Here is a 16,118-nt window from a genome sequence, read left to right on the forward strand (position 1 = left end):
TCACGCTCGAATATGTTCGCTTGAAGAACCATAAACAAGTGGGCCCTCAGCGGACGGCCGCGTTTTCAACCTCGCTGGATAACGAAGATTTTTGCAGTTCGATCGGGATGAAAGCCTTCGTTAAAACGTAATGAAGCGTTTTCAGAACTGGCGCAGATAGGAAGCCGGCTTCTGTCCCAGGATGCGCCATGTGCCCGTCAGGCCCACGGCCACGGCGAAGACGACCGCGAAGGCGGCGACCGCGAGGGCGCCCATGGGGTCGGGGGCGAAGTCGAGGCGCATCACCCGGGACACGATCACCCAACCCGCGGCCGAGCCGGCCAGGATGCCGAACAGCGCGGTGATGAGCCCGAGGGCGCCGTATTCCAGGGCATAGGCCGAGAGCAGGCGCATCCGTGTGGCGCCGAGCACCTTCAGCACCACCGCGTCGTAGAGACGGGCCCGGTGGCCGGCGGCGAGCGCCCCGGCTAGAACCAGCAGGCTCGCGAGCACCGCGACGACGCTGGCGCCGCGGATCGCCAGGACCAGCTTGTGCACGAGGTCGTTGACCGCATCGAGGGCGTCCTTCACCCGCACGCTCGTCACCGAGGGGAAGGCTTTCGCGGCATCGCGCACCACCTCCGCCTCCAGCTTCGGGTCGGGCCCGTTGGGCAGCGTCAGGGTCGCGAGGTCGGCATGCGGCGCCCCGCGGAAGGTGCCGGGGGAGAACACCATCACGAAGTTGATGCCGAGCGAGCGCCACTCGATCTTGCGCAGGTTGGCGACCCGCGCGGTGATCGGGCGGCCGAGCACGTTGACGGTCACGGTGCTGCCGACCTTGAGCCCGAGCGAGCGGGCCAGTTCGAGATCGAAGGAGACCAGCGGCGCGCGGCCCTCCTCCGCATTCCACCACGTGCCCTCGACGATCGACGAGCCGTCCGGCGGGGTCTCGGCGTAGGTGATGCCCCGGTCGCCGTCGAGCACCCAGGCGGCGTCCTCCGGCGGCTTGATCTGCCCGGCCGGCACGCCGTTCAGTGCCGTGATCCGTCCGCGCATCATCGGCACCCGCTCGATCTTGGCGTCGGGGGCGTGGGCGCCGAGGAAGGCGGAGAACGCGTCCGCCTCGCGCGAGGGCACGTCGAGGAAGAACAGGCTCGGGGCGCGGCCCGGCAGCGAGCTTTCGAGCGCGCGGGTGATGTTGCTGTCGATGGCGCTGAGCGTCACCAGCAGCGTCGTGCCGAGACCGAGCGAGAGCACCACCGCCGGGGTCAGCGCGCCGGGCCGGTGGAGGTTGGCCAAGGCCATGCGCGGCACCATGCCCTTCGGCCGCGGCAGGCGCGCGGCCAAGGCCATCAGCCCCGCGGCGACGAGGCGCAGGCCGCCGAAGGCGAGGGCGGCCGCCGCCATGAAGATCAGCGCGACCTTGCGGTCGAAGGCGGTGACGAGGGCAAGGCCCGCCAGCGCGAGCAGGGCGGCGGCGAGCACCGCGAGGTAGCGCCAGCGCGGACGCCGTGCAGCCGGATCGACGGCATCGCGGAACAGCCCGGCGACGGACACGTCATGGGCGCGCCCGAGCGGCAGGATCGCGAAGGCGAGCGCCGTCAGCAGCCCGTAGGCGGCGGCGAGCGCGAGGCGGGCCGGGGCGATCTCGGGGTTGAGCGGCAGCGGAAGCTGGTCGCGCAGCGCGATGTCGAGGATGAACGGCAGGGCCGCGCCGACGGCGAGGCCGAGCACGGTGCTGATGGCGGCGATCAGCATCACTTGGATTAGGTAGAGCGCGACGACCTGCGAGCCCGGCGCGCCGACGCTCTTGAGGGTGGCGATCGAGGCCTGCTTGCCATCGACGAAGGCGCGCGCAGCATTCGCCACACCGACCCCGCCCACGATGAGGGCGGTGAGCCCGACGAGCGTGAGGAACTGTGTGAAGCGCTCGATACCCTTGGCGAAGCGCGGATCGGCGTTGTCGCGCGCGCGCATCTCGAACCCGGCTTCGGGCAAAGCCTTCTGCACCGCGGTGTTGGCCGCCGTCAGGCGCGCGTCGTCGGCGCCAGGCATCTGAAGGCGGTAGGTGAAGCGGTTGAGGCTGCCGGGCTGGATCAGGCCGGTGGCACGCAGCGCGCTGAGCGAAACGAGCAGGCGCGGCCCGAAGCCGATGCCGGAGCCGATCCGGTCGGGTTCCGAGACGAGGGCGGCGCGGATCTCGATGGGAAAGCCGCCGAGCGTCACCCGGTCGCCGGGTTTCAGCCCGAGCCGGGTCAGCAAGGCCGGATCGGCGGCCGCGCCGAAAATGCCGTCCCGCTCCGCGAGGAGATTCTGCACCGGCGCCTGCGGGTCCGTCTCGACCGTGCCGACGGCCGGGTAGCTCGGATCGACCGCCTTCAGCTCGACCAGGGCCGCGCCGCCATCGCCCGCCACCGCCATGGCGCGCAGGCTCGCGACCTCGGAGACCGGCGCCTGCCCCTCCAGCACGACGCGCTCGGCCGGCGTCGCCTCGCGGTTGATCAGGCTATAGGTGATGTCGCCGCCGAGAATCCGCCGCCCCTCGCGCCCGAGCCCGCCCGAGAGCGAGGCGGCGATCGAGGTGACGCCGCTGATCGCTGCGACGCCGAGCGCGATGCAGGCGATGAACACCCGGAAGCCGGAGAGCCCGCCGCGCAGCTCGCGCAGGGCCAGCCGCAGGGTGAGCGGCAGACGGGAGGCGGGGACCGGCTTCGAAGAATCCGGCTGGGACAAAGTGCCGTGCATGCGGGCTCGAGCGTTTCGTCGCCGGTCGAGCCGGCGGGGCCAATCTGGGCATTGACGCGGCGCACGCAACTGCTCGCACCGCCGCACGGATCCATGCGGGTCAGGACCGTATCACGCCACCGTCACAGGAAGGTCGATCGTCACCCCTGTCCCGACGCCCTCCTCGCTCTCGATGGCGATCTGCCCGCGCAGGGTCGAGACGACGAGATTGTAGACGATGTGCAGGCCGAGCCCGGTGCTGCCCTTGTCGCGTCCGGTGGTGAAGAACGGATCGAAGATCCGCTGCCGGTTCTCCCGCGGGATGCCGCGTCCGTCGTCCCGCATGGTCATCCGGATCTGCGTGTCGCCGAGCCGGGTCACGTCGATGTGGAGCGTGCCGGGGCGGCCCTCGGGAAAGGCATGGATCACGGCGTTGAGCGCGAGGTTGCTGACGACCTGCGCCAATGCGCCTGGATAGGAATCGAGGTGGAGGCCGTCGGGGCAGGCGAGCCGGACCTCGTGGCCCTTGCGCCGCAGGATCGGATCGAGCGTGCTCATCAGCTCGGCGAGCCAGGAGCGGAGCTCGAAGCGGCGCCGGTCCTCCGTCGCCTGATCGACCGCGACCTGCTTGAAATTGTGAACCAGATCGGCCGCCCGCGTCAGGTTGGCGAAGACCAGACCCGCGCCCTCGCTCAGCCGATCGACGCTCTGCGTGAGGTCTGACCGGCGAATCTGCCCCGAGGCGACGCTCCGGCGCAATTGCGCGAGGTCGTGGTCGAAGGCGGTCGAGGTCGTCAGCGCGAGGCCGATCGGCGTGTTGATCTCGTGCGCCACCCCCGCCACGAGCTGGCCGAGTGCCGCGAGCTTCTCGGCCTGAACCAACTGCGCCTGGGCGGCGCGCAACTCGGCCAGCGTCGCCTCCGAGCGCTCCTTCTCGACCTGCAACTCCCCCGTGGTCCGGAACTGGCGCCGCGCGCGAAACTCCCGTGCCCCGACCCCGTAGAGCGAGAGCGCGTAGGCCGCGCCGATCTCCGCATTGTTCACGAGAACCAAGCCGGGATTCTCGTGCGTCGCGATGGTCTCGAACAGGGCAAAGCAGGTCCAGGTCAGGACGGCGAACAGCGCGAACAACGGGACCCGCAACGGCAGCAGCGTCGAGACGAACAGGATCACCACGATCAGGCCCGCCGCGCCGTGGTCGAAGCTCGGCCGCAGGAAGACGTAGATCACGCTGAGCACGCAGCCCGGCACGACGCAGTAGACGAGGTAGATCCGTTCTGCGAAGGGCCGGGCCTCCGGCCGGGTGAGCAGGAGGGTCGCCGGCAGCAGGGCCAGGATCGCGACGGCGAGCCGCAGCGCGGTGGCGACCGCCCAGGCGTCGGGACTGAGAATCCAGTCCATGGCCGAGAACGAGCAGTAGACGAACGCGCCCAGCACCATCGCGGCCTGCGTGTGGCCGAGATCGTCGAGCGTGAAGCTCCTTACGAACGACCGCTCCTCGTGGGGATCGTCGAAGCGAAGGCCGAGCTGAATCAGCAGCTTGTGCATTGCCTCAGAGCTACACGCCGGCACAGGGCCGGGCGACGTGAAACGCGATCCGTCCCGCGGCTTTCCCCAAACCTTCGACGCGCCCCCGCCGCCTGAGACCCTTTCAAGCGCCGGCGGCAGCCGCTACACCGGCAGCCCTTCGATCCGCCGAGCATCGGAAAGCCAGCCGTGTCGTCCCTGCGCCTGGGCGTGAACATCGATCACGTCGCCACCGTCCGCAACGCCCGCGGCGGGTTCGCGCCCGATCCGGTGCGCGCCGCCCGCGAGGCCGTGGCGGCGGGCGCCGACGGCATCACCGCGCATCTGCGCGAGGATCGCCGCCATATCCGCGACGCCGACATCGCGGCGCTGCGCAAGCTGCCGGTGCCGCTCAACCTCGAAATGGCGGCGACCGACGAGATGGTCGGCATCGCGCTGGCCACCCGGCCGCACGCCGCCTGCCTCGTGCCGGAGAAGCGCGAGGAGCGCACCACCGAGGGCGGCCTCGACATCATCGCCGGCCGCGCGCATCTGGCCCCGCGCATCGCGACCCTGTCTGAGGCCGGCATCCGCGTCTCGCTGTTCGTCGAGCCCGACGAGGCGGTGATGGAGGCCGCCCACGCCCTCCGCGCGCCGGTGGTCGAGCTGCATACCGGCTCCTATTGCGAGGCGGTGATCGAGGGCGATCAAGCAAGGATCGCGCATGAACTCGGCCGCATCGTGCGGGCCAGCGCGCATGGCGCCGGGCTCGGCCTCGAGATCCATGCCGGCCACGGCCTCACCGTGGAGAGCGTCGGCCCGGTCGCGGCGCTGCCGCAGATCCGCGAGCTGAATATCGGCCACGCCCTGATCGCCGAGGCGATCTTCGTCGGGCTGCGGCAGGCGGTTCACGATATGCGCGCGGCGATGGACCGGGCGCGGCGGCAGGCCGAACCGTGATCCTCGGCATCGGCACCGATCTCTGCGACATCCGCCGCATCGAGTCCTCGCTCGAACGCTTCGGCGACCGCTTCACCCACCGCGTCTTCACCGACGGCGAGCGGGCGAAATGCGACCGGCGTGCCGCCCGTGCTCCGTCCTATGCCCGGCGCTTCGCCGCCAAGGAGGCCTGCGCCAAGGCGCTCGGCACCGGCATGAGCCAGGGCGTGTTCTGGCGCGACATGGAGGTGGTCAACCTGCCCAGCGGCCAGCCGACCCTGAACCTGACCGGTGGTGCGCGGGAACACCTCGCTCGCATGGTGCCGGCGGGTCACGAGGCGCGGCTCCACCTAACGCTGACCGACGAGCCGCCGCTCGCACAAGCCTTCGTGATCATCGAGGCCGTGCCGGTCCCGGCGACATCATAGGTTTGCATCCGCACATCCTTCGCGTTGCGGGGCGGCGCAGCATAGTCTAGACCCGCCGCCCAGCAGGACAGCCACCGACGTGGGACGCGGCTGCCGATCTTACGGCGGGGCCGGAGGCTGTTTCACTCATGAGCATGGGACGCGCGCGCTTGGATCGCGAGGGCAAGACGGAGATCCGGACGGCCGAGCCCGGAACCTGGGCAAGCATCCGGGAAACCGTGAAGGTCGGCGTCCAGGCGCTTCTGATCGCGCTGGTGGTGCGCACGCTGCTGTTCCAGCCGTTCAACATTCCATCGGGGTCGCTGATTCCGACGCTGCTGATCGGCGACTACCTGTTCGTCTCGAAATACACCTACGGCTACTCGAAATACTCCCTGCCGCTCTCCGAGTATCTGCCGTTCCAGGCGCATGGCCGGGTCTGGGCCGCCGAGCCGAAGCGCGGCGACATCGCCGTGTTCAAGCTGCCGAAGGACAACGCGACCGACTACATCAAGCGCGTGATCGGCCTGCCCGGCGACAAGATCCAAGTGATCGAGGGCGTGCTCAACATCAACGGCAAGCCGGTCAAGCGTGAGCGCATCGCCGATTACGAGACCCTGGATGCCTTCGACCAGACGGTGAAGGTCGCGCAGTACACCGAGACGCTGCCGGGCGGCGTGACGCACCGGGTGATCGAGCGCGACGGCGACCGCGGCTTCTGGGACAACACCGAGGTCTACACGGTGCCGGCCGGTCACTTCTTCATGATGGGCGACAACCGCGACAACTCCACCGATTCGCGCGACCTCGCCAGCGTCGGCTACGTGCCGTTCGAGAACTTCGTCGGTCGCGCCGAGATGATCTTCTTCTCCATCGACGAGCGCACCCCCGCCTGGCAGATCTGGCGCTGGCCGTCGGATGTGCGCTGGAGCCGCATCTTCTCGACGATTCACTGACCTTCTGACGAACGTGACAGCGACGGAACGATCCGCCGCTCTGCCTCGGGGCGGACGGCGATGAGCGAGGACGGCGAAGGCGCCGCTCGCTCCAGCCGCGCCCGGCGCGCGCATCGCCCGCGGCCGAGCCTCGCGACGTTGGAGGCGCGCATCGGCCATGTCTTCGCCGACCCGACGCTGCTGCCGCTGGCGCTCACCCATGTGAGCAAAGCCGGCCAGTCCGGCCGGGTCGGCAGCTACCAGCGCCTCGAATTTCTCGGAGACCGCGTGCTCGGGCTCGCGGTGGCCGAGACGCTCTACAAGGCGCTGCCCGGCGCCGAGGAGGGCGAGCTGTCGCGCCGGCTCGCCGGCCTCGTGCGGCGCGAGACCTGTGCCGTGGTGGCCGAGGCCTGGGAGGTCGGGCCGCATCTCAATCTCGGCCCCGGCGAGATCCAGACCGGCGGGCGCCGCAACCAGACCATTCTGGCCGATGTCTGCGAGGCGATCCTCGGCGCGGTGTTTCTGGATGCTGGCTACGAGGCGACGCGGGCGATCGTGCAGCGCGCCTTCCGCCCCGGCGAGGAAACCGCGGCCCCGCGTGGGCGCGACGCGAAATCGGCCTTGCAGGAATGGGCGATGGCGCGCAGCCTCGCGATTCCGGTCTACGAGGTGGTGGAGCGTTCAGGGCCCGACCACGCCCCGGTCTTCCGGATCGCGGCGCGGGTCGAAGGCATCGAACCCGGATACGGTGAAGGCGCCTCGAAGCGCGTCGCGGAGCAGGAGGCGGCCCGCGCCGTGCTTGCCCGCGAGGGCATCGGCGGGACGCAGGGACAGGATGGATCGAGTGGTTGAGTCGCGGATGGTCGAATCGGATGTCTGAGCACGAGCCGGAACACGAGGCTGACGAAGGCGGCGCCCCGCAGGACGCGCGGCAAGAGACGCGGGACCAGCCGCGCGAAGGGACGCGTGCGGGCTTCGTCGCGCTGATCGGCGTGCCGAATGCCGGCAAGTCGACCCTGCTGAACGCGCTCGTCGGCGCCAAGGTCTCGATCGTCTCGCGCAAGGTCCAGACGACGCGGGCGCTGGTGCGCGGCATCGTCATGGAGGGCAATGCGCAGATCATCCTCGTGGATACGCCCGGCATCTTCGCCCCGAAGCGCCGCCTCGATCGGGCGATGGTGCATTCCGCCTGGAGCGGTGCGGCGGATGCCGACGCGATCTGTCTGCTGATCGATGCCCGGAAAGGCGCGGACGAGGAGGTCGAGACCATCCTGCGCCGCCTGCCCGAGGTGAAGCGGCCCAAGATCCTGATCCTCAACAAGATCGACCTGATCGCCCGCGAGCGCCTGCTCGAACTGGTTGCCAAGCTCAACGCGATGGTGCCGTTCGAGGACACCTTCCTGATCTCGGCGCTCAAGGGCGACGGCGTCGCCGACCTGCGCAAGGCGCTGGCCGCACGCATGCCGCCGAGCCCCTGGCTCTATCCCGAGGACCAGATCTCCGACGCGCCGTTGCGCATGCTGGCCTCCGAGATCACCCGGGAAAAGATCTACGACCGCCTGCACGAGGAACTGCCCTACCGCTCCACCGTCGAGACCGACCAGTGGCAGGTGCGGCCCGACGGCTCGGTGCGGATCGAGCAGACGATCTTCGTCGAGCGCGAGAGCCAGCGCTCGATCGTGCTGGGCAAGAACGGCCAGACCATCAAAGCGATCGGGCAGGCGGCGCGCCTGGAGATCACCGAGGTGGCCGAGGCCAAGGTGCACCTGTTCCTGCACGTGAAGGTCCGCGAGAACTGGGCCGACGATCCCGCGCGCTATCGCGAGATGGGCCTCGAATTCCCGACGGGCTGACCGATCTTACGGCCGACGGCCTCCCACCCGCGACCTCATCCTGAGGTGCCCGCGTCAGCGGGCTTTGACGGATCCTCCAGCCAGCCGCGCGATCCCTGGAGCATCCTTCGAGGCTTCGCTCCGCTTCGCACCTCAGGATGAGGCGGAGTGTGGACGAGGCATCCGGCGATCGAGCCTTTCTCAGGCCCAACACCATGTCCCACACCGACTCCGACATCCGGGCCATTCTCTACGGCCTCCCCCCGGCCGATCTGGCGGAGGTGCCTGAGGGTACCGCCCAGGTCTCGCCGCTGATCCCCGGCTCGGCGCGACTGGAGGATGTCGCCGAGGCGAGCCTCGAAGCGGCCCTGCTGCTGGCCCCGCCCGGCACGGCGGAGCGGCGCTACGCCCTGGCGCTGGCGATCCGCGCTGTGAAGCCCGGCGGGCGGCTGGTGGCGATGGCGCCCAAGGACAAGGGCGGCACCCGGCTCGCCAAGGAGCTGCGCGGCTTCGGCTGCGCCGTCACCGACGAGCCGCGCCGCCACCACCGCATCTGCACGGCGACGCGTCCCGAGGCGCCCGCCGGCATCGAGACTGCCGTGGCGGGCGGCGCGCCGCGCCACATCGACAACCTCGCGCTCTGCACGCAGCCCGGCATCTTCTCCTGGGACCGGCTCGATCCCGGCAGCGCCCTGCTGCTGCGCCACCTGCCGCTCCTCTCGGGGCGCGGGGCCGATTTCGGCTGCGGCCTTGGCATCCTAGCCCGCGCGGTGCTCAAATCGCCCAAAGTCGCCTCGCTCGCGCTGATCGACATCGACCGCCGCGCCATCGAGATGGCCCGCCGCAACGTCGGCGAGCCGGGCGCCACCCTGCACTGGGCGGATCTGCGCAGCGCCGAGCCGGCCCTGTCGGGCCTCGACTTCGTCGTGACCAACCCGCCCTTCCACGATGGCGGCGCCGAGGATCAGGCCCTCGGCCAGGTCTTCATCAACCGCGCGGCGGCGGTGTTGCGGCCGAGTGGAACGCTCTATCTCGTCGCCAACACCCATCTGCCCTACGAGGCGCCCCTGCGCGCCGCCTTCCGCACCGTCACGACGCTGGCGACGGAGGGGGGCTACAAGCTGTTCGAGGCGCGCAAGTGAACGGGGCTGACAAGTGAACGAGGCTCGCAAATGAAGGCGGTCCGCCTCGACCGGCTGCTGGCCAATCTCGGCTACGGCTCGCGCCGGGAGGTCGAGGGGTTGGCCCGCGCCGGTCTCGTCCGCCGCGACGGGCAGGCCCTGCGGGACGCCTCGCAGCGCATCCCGCTCGAGCCCGACCTCTCCGCCCGGATGACGGTGCAGGGTGAGGCGCTCGATCCGCTGCCGGGCCTCTGCCTGATGCTGCACAAGCCGCTCGGCGTCACCTGCTCGCACAAGGAGGTCGGGCCGCTGGTCTACAGTCTGCTGCCCGAGCGCTGGCGGCGGCGCGATCCGGCGCTCTCCACCGTCGGGCGCCTCGATAAGGAGACTTCGGGCCTCCTGCTGATGACCGATGACGGCGCGCTCCTGCATCGGATCATCGCGCCGAAGGCCAAGGTCTCCAAGCGCTACCGGGTGACGCTGGCCCGCCCGCTCCAGGGTGACGAGGCCGCGATTCTCGCCTCGGGCGAGATGATGCTGGAGGGCGAGGACAAGCCGCTCCTGCCGGTGGAGATGGAGACCGACGACCCGACCCATTGCACGGTGACCCTGCATGAGGGCCGCTACCATCAGGTCCGGCGCATGTTCGCCGCCCTCGGCAACCATGTCGATGCGCTCCACCGCGATCGCGTCGGCGGGCTGGCGCTCCCGGCCGACCTGCCGGCGGGGGAGTTCCGGATCTTGGGGCCGGGCGAAATCGCCACCTTGTTCGAGGGGTAAGTTTTATCCGGCCAAGGCCCTGCGCCGCGCGAGGCGCCGGTCGAGGAACACCAGCGCCCAGCCGACCCCGAGGAAGGCCGCCGCGATCGCCCCGGCATAGGCGGCGACCGGGCCCCAGCCGATTTTCCCCACATCGAGGAAGGGGTAGGGATAGCGTGCGTCGGAGGCGCCGCGCACGAGGGTGTAGCCGAGATAGATCAGCGGGTAGCTCGCAAACAGCACGAGGTCGCGCAGCGCGAGACGCCCCTTCGGCACGAAGGCGAGCCAGAACAGCGGCACCAGCACCGGCAGCGCTTGGTGGAGCAGGATGTCGCCGACGAGGTCGCCGCCGCGCAGGGTCCTGACCCCGTAGAGCAGCAGCCGCTGCACGAGGCCGACGAGCAGGGTCGCGAGCACCGTGGTGGCGACAAGCCGGGGTTGAGCCAGGGCCGGCACCCGCAGGGCGATCCCGCCGAACACCGCGAGGATGAGGAGCCCCGTGAGGTTCGTGAAATAGGCCGCCATGATCCAGGCCGAGAGCGGCACCGAGCCGGTCCGGCCGAACACGGCGGCGAAGCCGAACCCGACGCCGAGGGCGGCGCAGAGCGCGATCAGGGCCGCGGCGAGGCGGGCGGAGCGGGAAGTCATCGTTCGGGGCGTCGGCATCCGGGGCGGGGCGTCGTTCTGGCCGCGCTTCGCGACCCGGCGATGACGCGCACCGATCCCGGTCGCGGCGCCGGGGTGATGAAGCGTCGTGACGGGAGATTGGGATTCTCGGTCAAGTCGCGAACTTTGAAATCCGGTTCCGGCAAATGTGAAGGCCCGGGCGACACGGCGCATCCTGCATTCTTCCCGCCGGTGCCGATTTTTCGGCTGAGGACACCCCATCATGCTCGGGCGGATCGTCGTTGTCGCGGGGCTGCTGTTCGCCCCACTCCCCGCCCTGGCCGTCGAGACCGCGCCGACCGAAGGCCAGGACTACGCCGCCGCCAAGGGCTGGTACGAGAAGGCCGCCGCCCGCGGCGACACGGGAGCGATGCAGAAGATCGCCGCCCTCTACGAGAAGGGCACGGGCAAAGCCGGCGCCAAACGCTAGCGCGTCGCCTCGAAACTCGATCCCATGAGGCCCCTCCGAGCATCGCTCCGGATCTGACGTCCGGGGCGATGCCTTGACAGGGGAGGGCGGCTGCCGGAGGCGGTTTGGCCGTGCTGCTCGATCTCCTGCATCTCCTTACCACCCCTGCGCCGCGGGCTCAGCGTCGGCTCGGCTACCTGCGCGACAGCATCTGGCTGATGTCGCGGGCGCGCCGCTGCCGCCGGGCCTGGGCGCCGCATCTGGAGGCGAGCCGGGCGGTGATGCGCGCGGCCATCGCCGCCACCGAGCGGCGCGACACCGCCGTGGTGCTGGGCTCCGGCCTCCTGCTCGACGTGCCGCTGGCGGATCTTGCCGGGGCCTTCCGGCGGGTGGTGCTGGTCGATGCCGTGCATCTCGCGCCCGCTCGGCGCGCGATCCGCGCGTTTCCCAATGTCGAGACGCTGACGGCCGATCTCAGCGGCGCGATGGCGCTGATGACCGGCGCGGCGCGCGATCTCGATCCCCGCCTGCCGCCGGTCTGCGCCGAGCCCGGCACCGGCCTCGTCATCTCCGCCAACCTCCTGTCGCAATTGCCGATCCGCCCGGTCGAGCGGCTGGAGTCCTCACGCCGTCCCCTCGGGGCCTGGACGCCGGAGGACGGCGACGCCTTCGGTCGCCGGATCGTCGAGGGGCATCTCGATGCCCTGGCTGGGCTCACGGCGCGGGTCTGCCTCGTGACCGACATCGACGAGACCGAGGAGGACCGGCAGGGACAGGTCCATGCGCAGAACGACCTTCTCTACGGCGTATCGCTGGCAAGCCCTGAACGGGCCTGGACCTGGGAACTCGCGCCGTTCGGCGAGACCGCGCGCCATCGGCGCTTGATCCATCGCGTCGCCGGCTTCTCGGATTGGAGGCCGTGAGGTCGGTAATCGTGCGCATCGCGGCGGGAGCCGGTCGAACTCTCAGAGCAAAATAAGAACAGCGACCCGTGCGTTCGGCTGTCTGACAGTCCCGAAGGGTTTATCTGGCGAGATAATCCGGCATTTCTTTCTTGATGATCGGATCAAGGCGGAGTGTCCGGAGGATTTGATCGGGAAAACCAGAAAAGACATTCGGGAGGTTTTGGTACGATGCGCTGCTTCTCCGCCCTGTTCCTCGCCGCGATCCTCGTGCCCGGTTCCGCCAGCGCCCTGTCGATGACTGACACGCTGGAGGCCTGGAAGCAAAGCTCGACCATGGACCGCCTCCAACTCGCGACCCGCTTCGGCAAGTCGTTCGTGTCGGTCAACGAGAGCTTCACCGCGGGCTATTTCGTCAAATGCATCGACGAGGTGGCGGGCTATTCCAATGCGCAGAAGGCCAAGATCGAGGACGCCGTGCGCGAATGCGTCGCCTCGCAACTCCGGATGACGGGCAAGGGACAGGCGGACGATTAGCACCGTCCCGAACGGGGATTGCCGGGTCTCAAATCTCGATCTCGGTGCCGATCTCGATCACTTGCTGCGCCGGCACGCAGAAATGGGCGCCGGTGCGCTCGGCGTTGTTCTGCATCACCGCGAAGACCGCCTCGCGCCAATCCGACATGCCGCGCTGGTCGGAGACGGGGATGATCGTCTCGTGGCCGACGAAGACGGTGAGATCCTCGGTGAATGCCTTCGGCAGGAGGCCGGCGCCGACGGCACAATCCAGCCCCTCGGGGATCGAGGCCGATTGCATGAAGCCGTAATGCAGCACGACGCGGCGGATGTCGGGGGTGATCTCGGTGACGCGGGCGCGCTCCTCGCGCGGCACCGTCGGCGTCTCCTCGAACAACGCGGTCACGATCAGCACGCGGGCGTGGAGCGCACCCAGGCGCTCGACGAAGCGCAACATCGGCAGCGGGATGCCCTCGGTCGCCGAGGACAGGAAGGCGGCCGAGCCCGGCAGGGTCGTCGGCGGGTCATGACGCAGGCTCTCCAGGAAGCGCGCCTCCGGCGGGCGCAGATCCACGCGCGCCTGTTCCAGGCAGAGCTGGCCCTTGCGCCAGGTCAGCATCAGGAAGGCGATGATGCCCGCCAGCAGCAGCGGAAACCAGCCGCCCTCGAACAGCTTCACGCTGTTGGCCGAGAGGAAGATCAGGTCGATCACAAGGAAGAAGCCGTTGACCGCGAGCACGAGGGGCAGGCCGAAGCCCCATTTGCGGGCGACGAGGCCGGCGAGCAGGGTCGTGATCGCCATCAGCAGCGACACGGCGATCCCGTAGGCCCCAGCCAGCGCATCGGAGGAGCGGAAGATCAGGACGGCCGAGAGCGTTGCAGCGGCAAGCAGCCAGTTCACCAGCGGCACGTAGATCTGGCCGCTCTCGTCGGAGGCGGTGTGGACGATGTGCAGCGGCGGCAGGAAGCCGAGCTGGATCGATTGCCGGGTCAGCGAGAACACGCCCGAGATCACCGCCTGCGAGGCGATGACGGCGGCCAGCGTCGCCAGCCCGATCAGCGGGTAATGCAGGACGCCCGGCGCGAGGCGGTAGAACGGGTTCTCGGCGGCGGACGGATCGACCAGCAGGATCGCGCCCTGGCCGAAATAGTGGATCACCAGCGCCGGCAGAACGAGGATGAACCACGCGACGCGGATCGCCCGCGCGCCGAAATGCCCGAGATCGGCATACATCGCCTCGCCGCCGGTGACGGCGAGGAAGGCCGCGCCCAGCATCGTGAACCCGACATGCAGGCCGGCATGCGCGGTGAATTCGACCGCGCGCAGCGGATTGACCGCCGCCAGGATCTGCGGCGCCTGCACGATGCCGCCGATGCCGAGGGCGGCCAGCACGAGGAACCAGACCAGCATCACCGGCCCGAAGATCTTGCCGATAAAGGCCGCGCCCCGACGCTGCACGAGGAACAGGCCGACGAGGATCACCAGGGTGATCGGTACGATGAAGCGGTCGAGGGCGGGCGCATCGACCCGCAGGCCCTCCACCGCCGAGAGCACCGAGATCGCCGGGGTGATCGCCCCGTCGCCGTAGAGCAGGGCGGCACCGACGAGGCCGACCACGAGCAGCAGCGCCTGCCGCGAGCCGGGTTGCGCGTGGCGGGCACCGAGCAGCGCCAGCATCGCCACGATGCCGCCCTCGCCGCGGTTGTCGGCGCGCAGGATCAGCACCGCGTATTTCAGCGAGACAACGAGGATCAGCGCCCACAGGATCAGCGAGACGGCGCCGGTCACCGCGACCGGGCTCGGATCGCCGCCCGGACTCGCCGCCCGCACCGCCTCCTTGAGGGCGTAGAGCGGGCTCGTGCCGATATCGCCGTAGACGACGCCGAGGGTGGCGATCAGCAGGCCCGCCCCGAGGCGGCGGCCCGGCCCGGACTCCGATCGGCTCGCGTCCGAGGGCGGGGCGGCGGGCTGGCTCAAAGTCGTGCTCCGGAAAGCGGGACCGTTGGTAGCGGTTCACCTATGGAGCGGCGGATTAAAAGCCAGGGTCTCTCGTAAACGTGCGCCGGAATTGGTCACGGCTCGCGCGACGGGTGGGCATCCGGCGCGGATTTGTCGGAGCTGGGGCGGCCGTCGCGCAGCCGAGCGGCGGTCGCGGCGGCTTTCTCGCCGATCCGGCGGCGCAGGTCGTCGGACAGCTCGATATCGACGAGGCGCCAGCCCCAGTCGCGCAGGCGCAGGCGAATGCGGAACTGCTCGTGGCGGGGCCGGTCCGGCGGCACGGCGACCAGCACGGAGCGGAAGCCGCGCATGTCGGCAGCGAGATAGTAGCGCAGCAGCCGCTTGAGATCGGGGATGCGCAGGCCGTCGCGCCGCTCGTGCCGGCCGGCCGGCGCGGCGAGGTCGGCGCCCTGCGGCCAGCCGTCGTCGAGGAGGTCGATCACCGCCTTCGGCGTCAGCGCCGATTCCATGATCGGCAGCGCGACCGCCGCCGCCGCATCGGCGATCCGCTGCCGCTCGCGCGGATCCAGCGCGTTGCTGTCGGCCTTCACGGCGGCGCTGATCTGCCGGGCGAGCGACAGGCGCAGCGTGCGGAAGTTGACCCGCTGCTCCACCGCCGCCGTGTCGCCTGCCTGGACCGCGGCAGCAAAGCCGTAGAGCGACCAGAACGGCGTGAGCGTGTAGGCGAACCAAGCCGCCACCGCGAGAAGGGGAATGAGCCACCACCGCATCGGATCAGCCGCGGATACGCGGTTGAATCATGCCCGGCTGTCCCCGGCCCCATGCCAGCCGGTCAGCCCGGAAAAGGCCGCGACGACGCCCTCGTAGACCGGACGCTTGAAGGTGACGATGAGGTCCGGCAGCGCCTCGAGCCGCTCCCAGCGCCACGCCTCGAATTCGGGCTTGTGATGGCCGCCGCCGGGGGCCTCCACGTCGATCACCGATTCCTCGCCGGTGAGCCCGAAGGCGAACCATTTCTGGCGCTGGCCGCGGTAGCGGCCCTTCCAGGCCTGTTTCATCACCGCGGGCGGCAGATCGTAGGCGAGCCAGTCACGGGTCTCGCCGAGCAGCGTGACGGCGTCGGCCGGCACGTTGGTCTCTTCGTGGAGTTCGCGCAGGGCCGCGGCGAGGGGCTCTTCCCCCTCGTCGATCCCGCCCTGCGGCATCTGCCAGGCGAGATCGCCATCGACATGTTGGGGGCCCGCCTCGCGCTTGCGCCGCCCGATGAAGACGCGGCCGTCACGGTGGAACAGGGCCACGCCCACGCAGGGGCGGTAGGGCAGCGCGCTGCCCTCGGGCAGGCGCAGAAGGTCGTCGTCGGGGCGGGTCATGGCGGGCTCGTGCTGGCGGCGCGACCATAGGAGGCCGAACCGGTGCGGGCAACGCCGACCTAACCCCCATCTGAGGCCGTAAAACGAGCGTGG

The 16,118-nt window shown here is 70.0% G+C and carries 16 protein-coding genes; 10 read left to right on the forward strand and 6 right to left on the reverse strand.

Annotation, left to right across the window (positions count from 1 at the left end; genetic code table 11):
• Positions 1-141: 141 nt before the first annotated feature.
• Positions 142-2,724 (reverse strand): ABC transporter permease, encoded by a 2,583-nt coding sequence (locus ASF53_RS00370; protein WP_056192147.1) that lies wholly within the window; start codon positions 2,722-2,724, stop codon positions 142-144.
• Positions 2,725-2,835: 111 nt separating this feature from the next.
• On the reverse strand, positions 2,836-4,251 hold the full coding sequence (locus ASF53_RS00375) for a sensor histidine kinase (RefSeq protein WP_056192150.1): 1,416 nt from the start codon (positions 4,249-4,251) through the stop codon (positions 2,836-2,838).
• A 168-nt stretch (positions 4,252-4,419) separates the two neighbouring features.
• On the opposite strand from ASF53_RS00375, the gene ASF53_RS00380 reads away from it, so the two are divergent.
• From ASF53_RS00380 to ASF53_RS00410, 7 genes are all read left to right on the forward strand, one after another.
• Positions 4,420-5,169: a pyridoxine 5'-phosphate synthase gene (locus ASF53_RS00380; RefSeq protein WP_056192154.1), complete on the forward strand. Its 750-nt coding sequence runs from the start codon at positions 4,420-4,422 to the stop codon at positions 5,167-5,169.
• Complete coding sequence (gene acpS, locus ASF53_RS00385) at positions 5,166-5,576, forward strand: holo-ACP synthase (RefSeq protein ID WP_056192158.1); 411 nt, start codon at positions 5,166-5,168, stop codon at positions 5,574-5,576. The genes ASF53_RS00380 and acpS overlap by 4 nt, the downstream gene beginning before the upstream one ends.
• 128 nt (positions 5,577-5,704) lie before the next feature.
• Positions 5,705-6,511 carry a signal peptidase I gene (gene lepB / locus ASF53_RS00390; RefSeq protein ID WP_082482266.1) on the forward strand — a complete coding sequence of 269 codons (807 nt, stop codon included), beginning with the start codon at positions 5,705-5,707 and terminating at the stop codon, positions 6,509-6,511.
• Positions 6,512-6,571: 60 nt separating this feature from the next.
• On the forward strand, positions 6,572-7,342 hold the full coding sequence (gene rnc, locus ASF53_RS00395) for a ribonuclease III (RefSeq protein WP_056192160.1): 771 nt from the start codon (positions 6,572-6,574) through the stop codon (positions 7,340-7,342).
• A gap of 20 nt (positions 7,343-7,362) precedes the next feature.
• Positions 7,363-8,343 carry a GTPase Era gene (era, locus tag ASF53_RS00400; RefSeq protein ID WP_056192163.1) on the forward strand — a complete coding sequence of 327 codons (981 nt, stop codon included), beginning with the start codon at positions 7,363-7,365 and terminating at the stop codon, positions 8,341-8,343.
• A gap of 194 nt (positions 8,344-8,537) precedes the next feature.
• Complete coding sequence (locus ASF53_RS00405) at positions 8,538-9,464, forward strand: class I SAM-dependent methyltransferase (protein ID WP_056192166.1); 927 nt, start codon at positions 8,538-8,540, stop codon at positions 9,462-9,464.
• A gap of 30 nt (positions 9,465-9,494) precedes the next feature.
• Complete coding sequence (locus tag ASF53_RS00410) at positions 9,495-10,223, forward strand: pseudouridine synthase (RefSeq protein WP_056192169.1); 729 nt, start codon at positions 9,495-9,497, stop codon at positions 10,221-10,223.
• A gap of 3 nt (positions 10,224-10,226) precedes the next feature.
• Here the strand turns inward: ASF53_RS00410 and ASF53_RS00415 are convergent, their stop codons facing one another.
• Entirely contained in the window at positions 10,227-10,850 is a 624-nt protein-coding gene (locus ASF53_RS00415) for a Pr6Pr family membrane protein (RefSeq protein WP_056192172.1), read from the reverse strand.
• A gap of 241 nt (positions 10,851-11,091) precedes the next feature.
• Between ASF53_RS00415 and ASF53_RS00420 the strand changes: the two genes are divergently transcribed.
• From ASF53_RS00420 to ASF53_RS00430, 3 genes are all read left to right on the forward strand, one after another.
• On the forward strand, positions 11,092-11,298 hold the full coding sequence (locus ASF53_RS00420) for a hypothetical protein (RefSeq protein WP_056192175.1): 207 nt from the start codon (positions 11,092-11,094) through the stop codon (positions 11,296-11,298).
• A gap of 110 nt (positions 11,299-11,408) precedes the next feature.
• Positions 11,409-12,200: a hypothetical protein gene (locus ASF53_RS00425; RefSeq protein ID WP_056193754.1), complete on the forward strand. Its 792-nt coding sequence runs from the start codon at positions 11,409-11,411 to the stop codon at positions 12,198-12,200.
• A 210-nt stretch (positions 12,201-12,410) separates the two neighbouring features.
• Complete coding sequence (locus ASF53_RS00430) at positions 12,411-12,716, forward strand: hypothetical protein (protein WP_056192177.1); 306 nt, start codon at positions 12,411-12,413, stop codon at positions 12,714-12,716.
• A gap of 28 nt (positions 12,717-12,744) precedes the next feature.
• On the opposite strand, the gene ASF53_RS00435 is transcribed toward ASF53_RS00430, so the two are convergent.
• The 3 genes from ASF53_RS00435 to ASF53_RS00445 form a co-directional block, all read right to left on the reverse strand.
• Positions 12,745-14,673: a potassium transporter Kup gene (locus ASF53_RS00435; protein ID WP_056192180.1), complete on the reverse strand. Its 1,929-nt coding sequence runs from the start codon at positions 14,671-14,673 to the stop codon at positions 12,745-12,747.
• 95 nt (positions 14,674-14,768) lie between these two features.
• Entirely contained in the window at positions 14,769-15,425 is a 657-nt protein-coding gene (locus tag ASF53_RS00440) for a DUF2939 domain-containing protein (protein ID WP_056192182.1), read from the reverse strand.
• Between the two features lie 27 nt (positions 15,426-15,452).
• Positions 15,453-16,025: an RNA pyrophosphohydrolase gene (locus ASF53_RS00445; RefSeq protein WP_056192184.1), complete on the reverse strand. Its 573-nt coding sequence runs from the start codon at positions 16,023-16,025 to the stop codon at positions 15,453-15,455.
• Between the last annotated feature and the right edge of the window lie 93 nt (positions 16,026-16,118).

The organism is Methylobacterium sp. Leaf123, from assembly GCF_001423405.1.
Taxonomy (GTDB): Bacteria; Pseudomonadota; Alphaproteobacteria; order Rhizobiales; family Beijerinckiaceae; genus Methylobacterium.

Bases quoted from the DNA above. Each gene is read 5' to 3' on its own strand.
- ASF53_RS00370 (WP_056192147.1), bottom strand. From the start codon at position 2,724: ATGCACGGCACTTTGTCCCAGCCGGATTCTTCGAAGCCGGTCCCCGCC.
- ASF53_RS00375 (WP_056192150.1), bottom strand. From the start codon at position 4,251: ATGCACAAGCTGCTGATTCAGCTCGGCCTTCGCTTCGACGATCCCCAC.
- lepB (WP_082482266.1), top strand. From the start codon at position 5,705: ATGAGCATGGGACGCGCGCGCTTGGATCGCGAGGGCAAGACGGAGATC.
- rnc (WP_056192160.1), top strand. From the start codon at position 6,572: ATGAGCGAGGACGGCGAAGGCGCCGCTCGCTCCAGCCGCGCCCGGCGC.
- era (WP_056192163.1), top strand. From the start codon at position 7,363: ATGTCTGAGCACGAGCCGGAACACGAGGCTGACGAAGGCGGCGCCCCG.
- ASF53_RS00405 (WP_056192166.1), top strand. From the start codon at position 8,538: ATGTCCCACACCGACTCCGACATCCGGGCCATTCTCTACGGCCTCCCC.
- ASF53_RS00410 (WP_056192169.1), top strand. From the start codon at position 9,495: ATGAAGGCGGTCCGCCTCGACCGGCTGCTGGCCAATCTCGGCTACGGC.
- ASF53_RS00415 (WP_056192172.1), bottom strand. From the start codon at position 10,850: ATGACTTCCCGCTCCGCCCGCCTCGCCGCGGCCCTGATCGCGCTCTGC.
- ASF53_RS00420 (WP_056192175.1), top strand. From the start codon at position 11,092: ATGCTCGGGCGGATCGTCGTTGTCGCGGGGCTGCTGTTCGCCCCACTC.
- ASF53_RS00430 (WP_056192177.1), top strand. From the start codon at position 12,411: ATGCGCTGCTTCTCCGCCCTGTTCCTCGCCGCGATCCTCGTGCCCGGT.
- ASF53_RS00440 (WP_056192182.1), bottom strand. From the start codon at position 15,425: ATGCGGTGGTGGCTCATTCCCCTTCTCGCGGTGGCGGCTTGGTTCGCC.
- ASF53_RS00445 (WP_056192184.1), bottom strand. From the start codon at position 16,025: ATGACCCGCCCCGACGACGACCTTCTGCGCCTGCCCGAGGGCAGCGCG.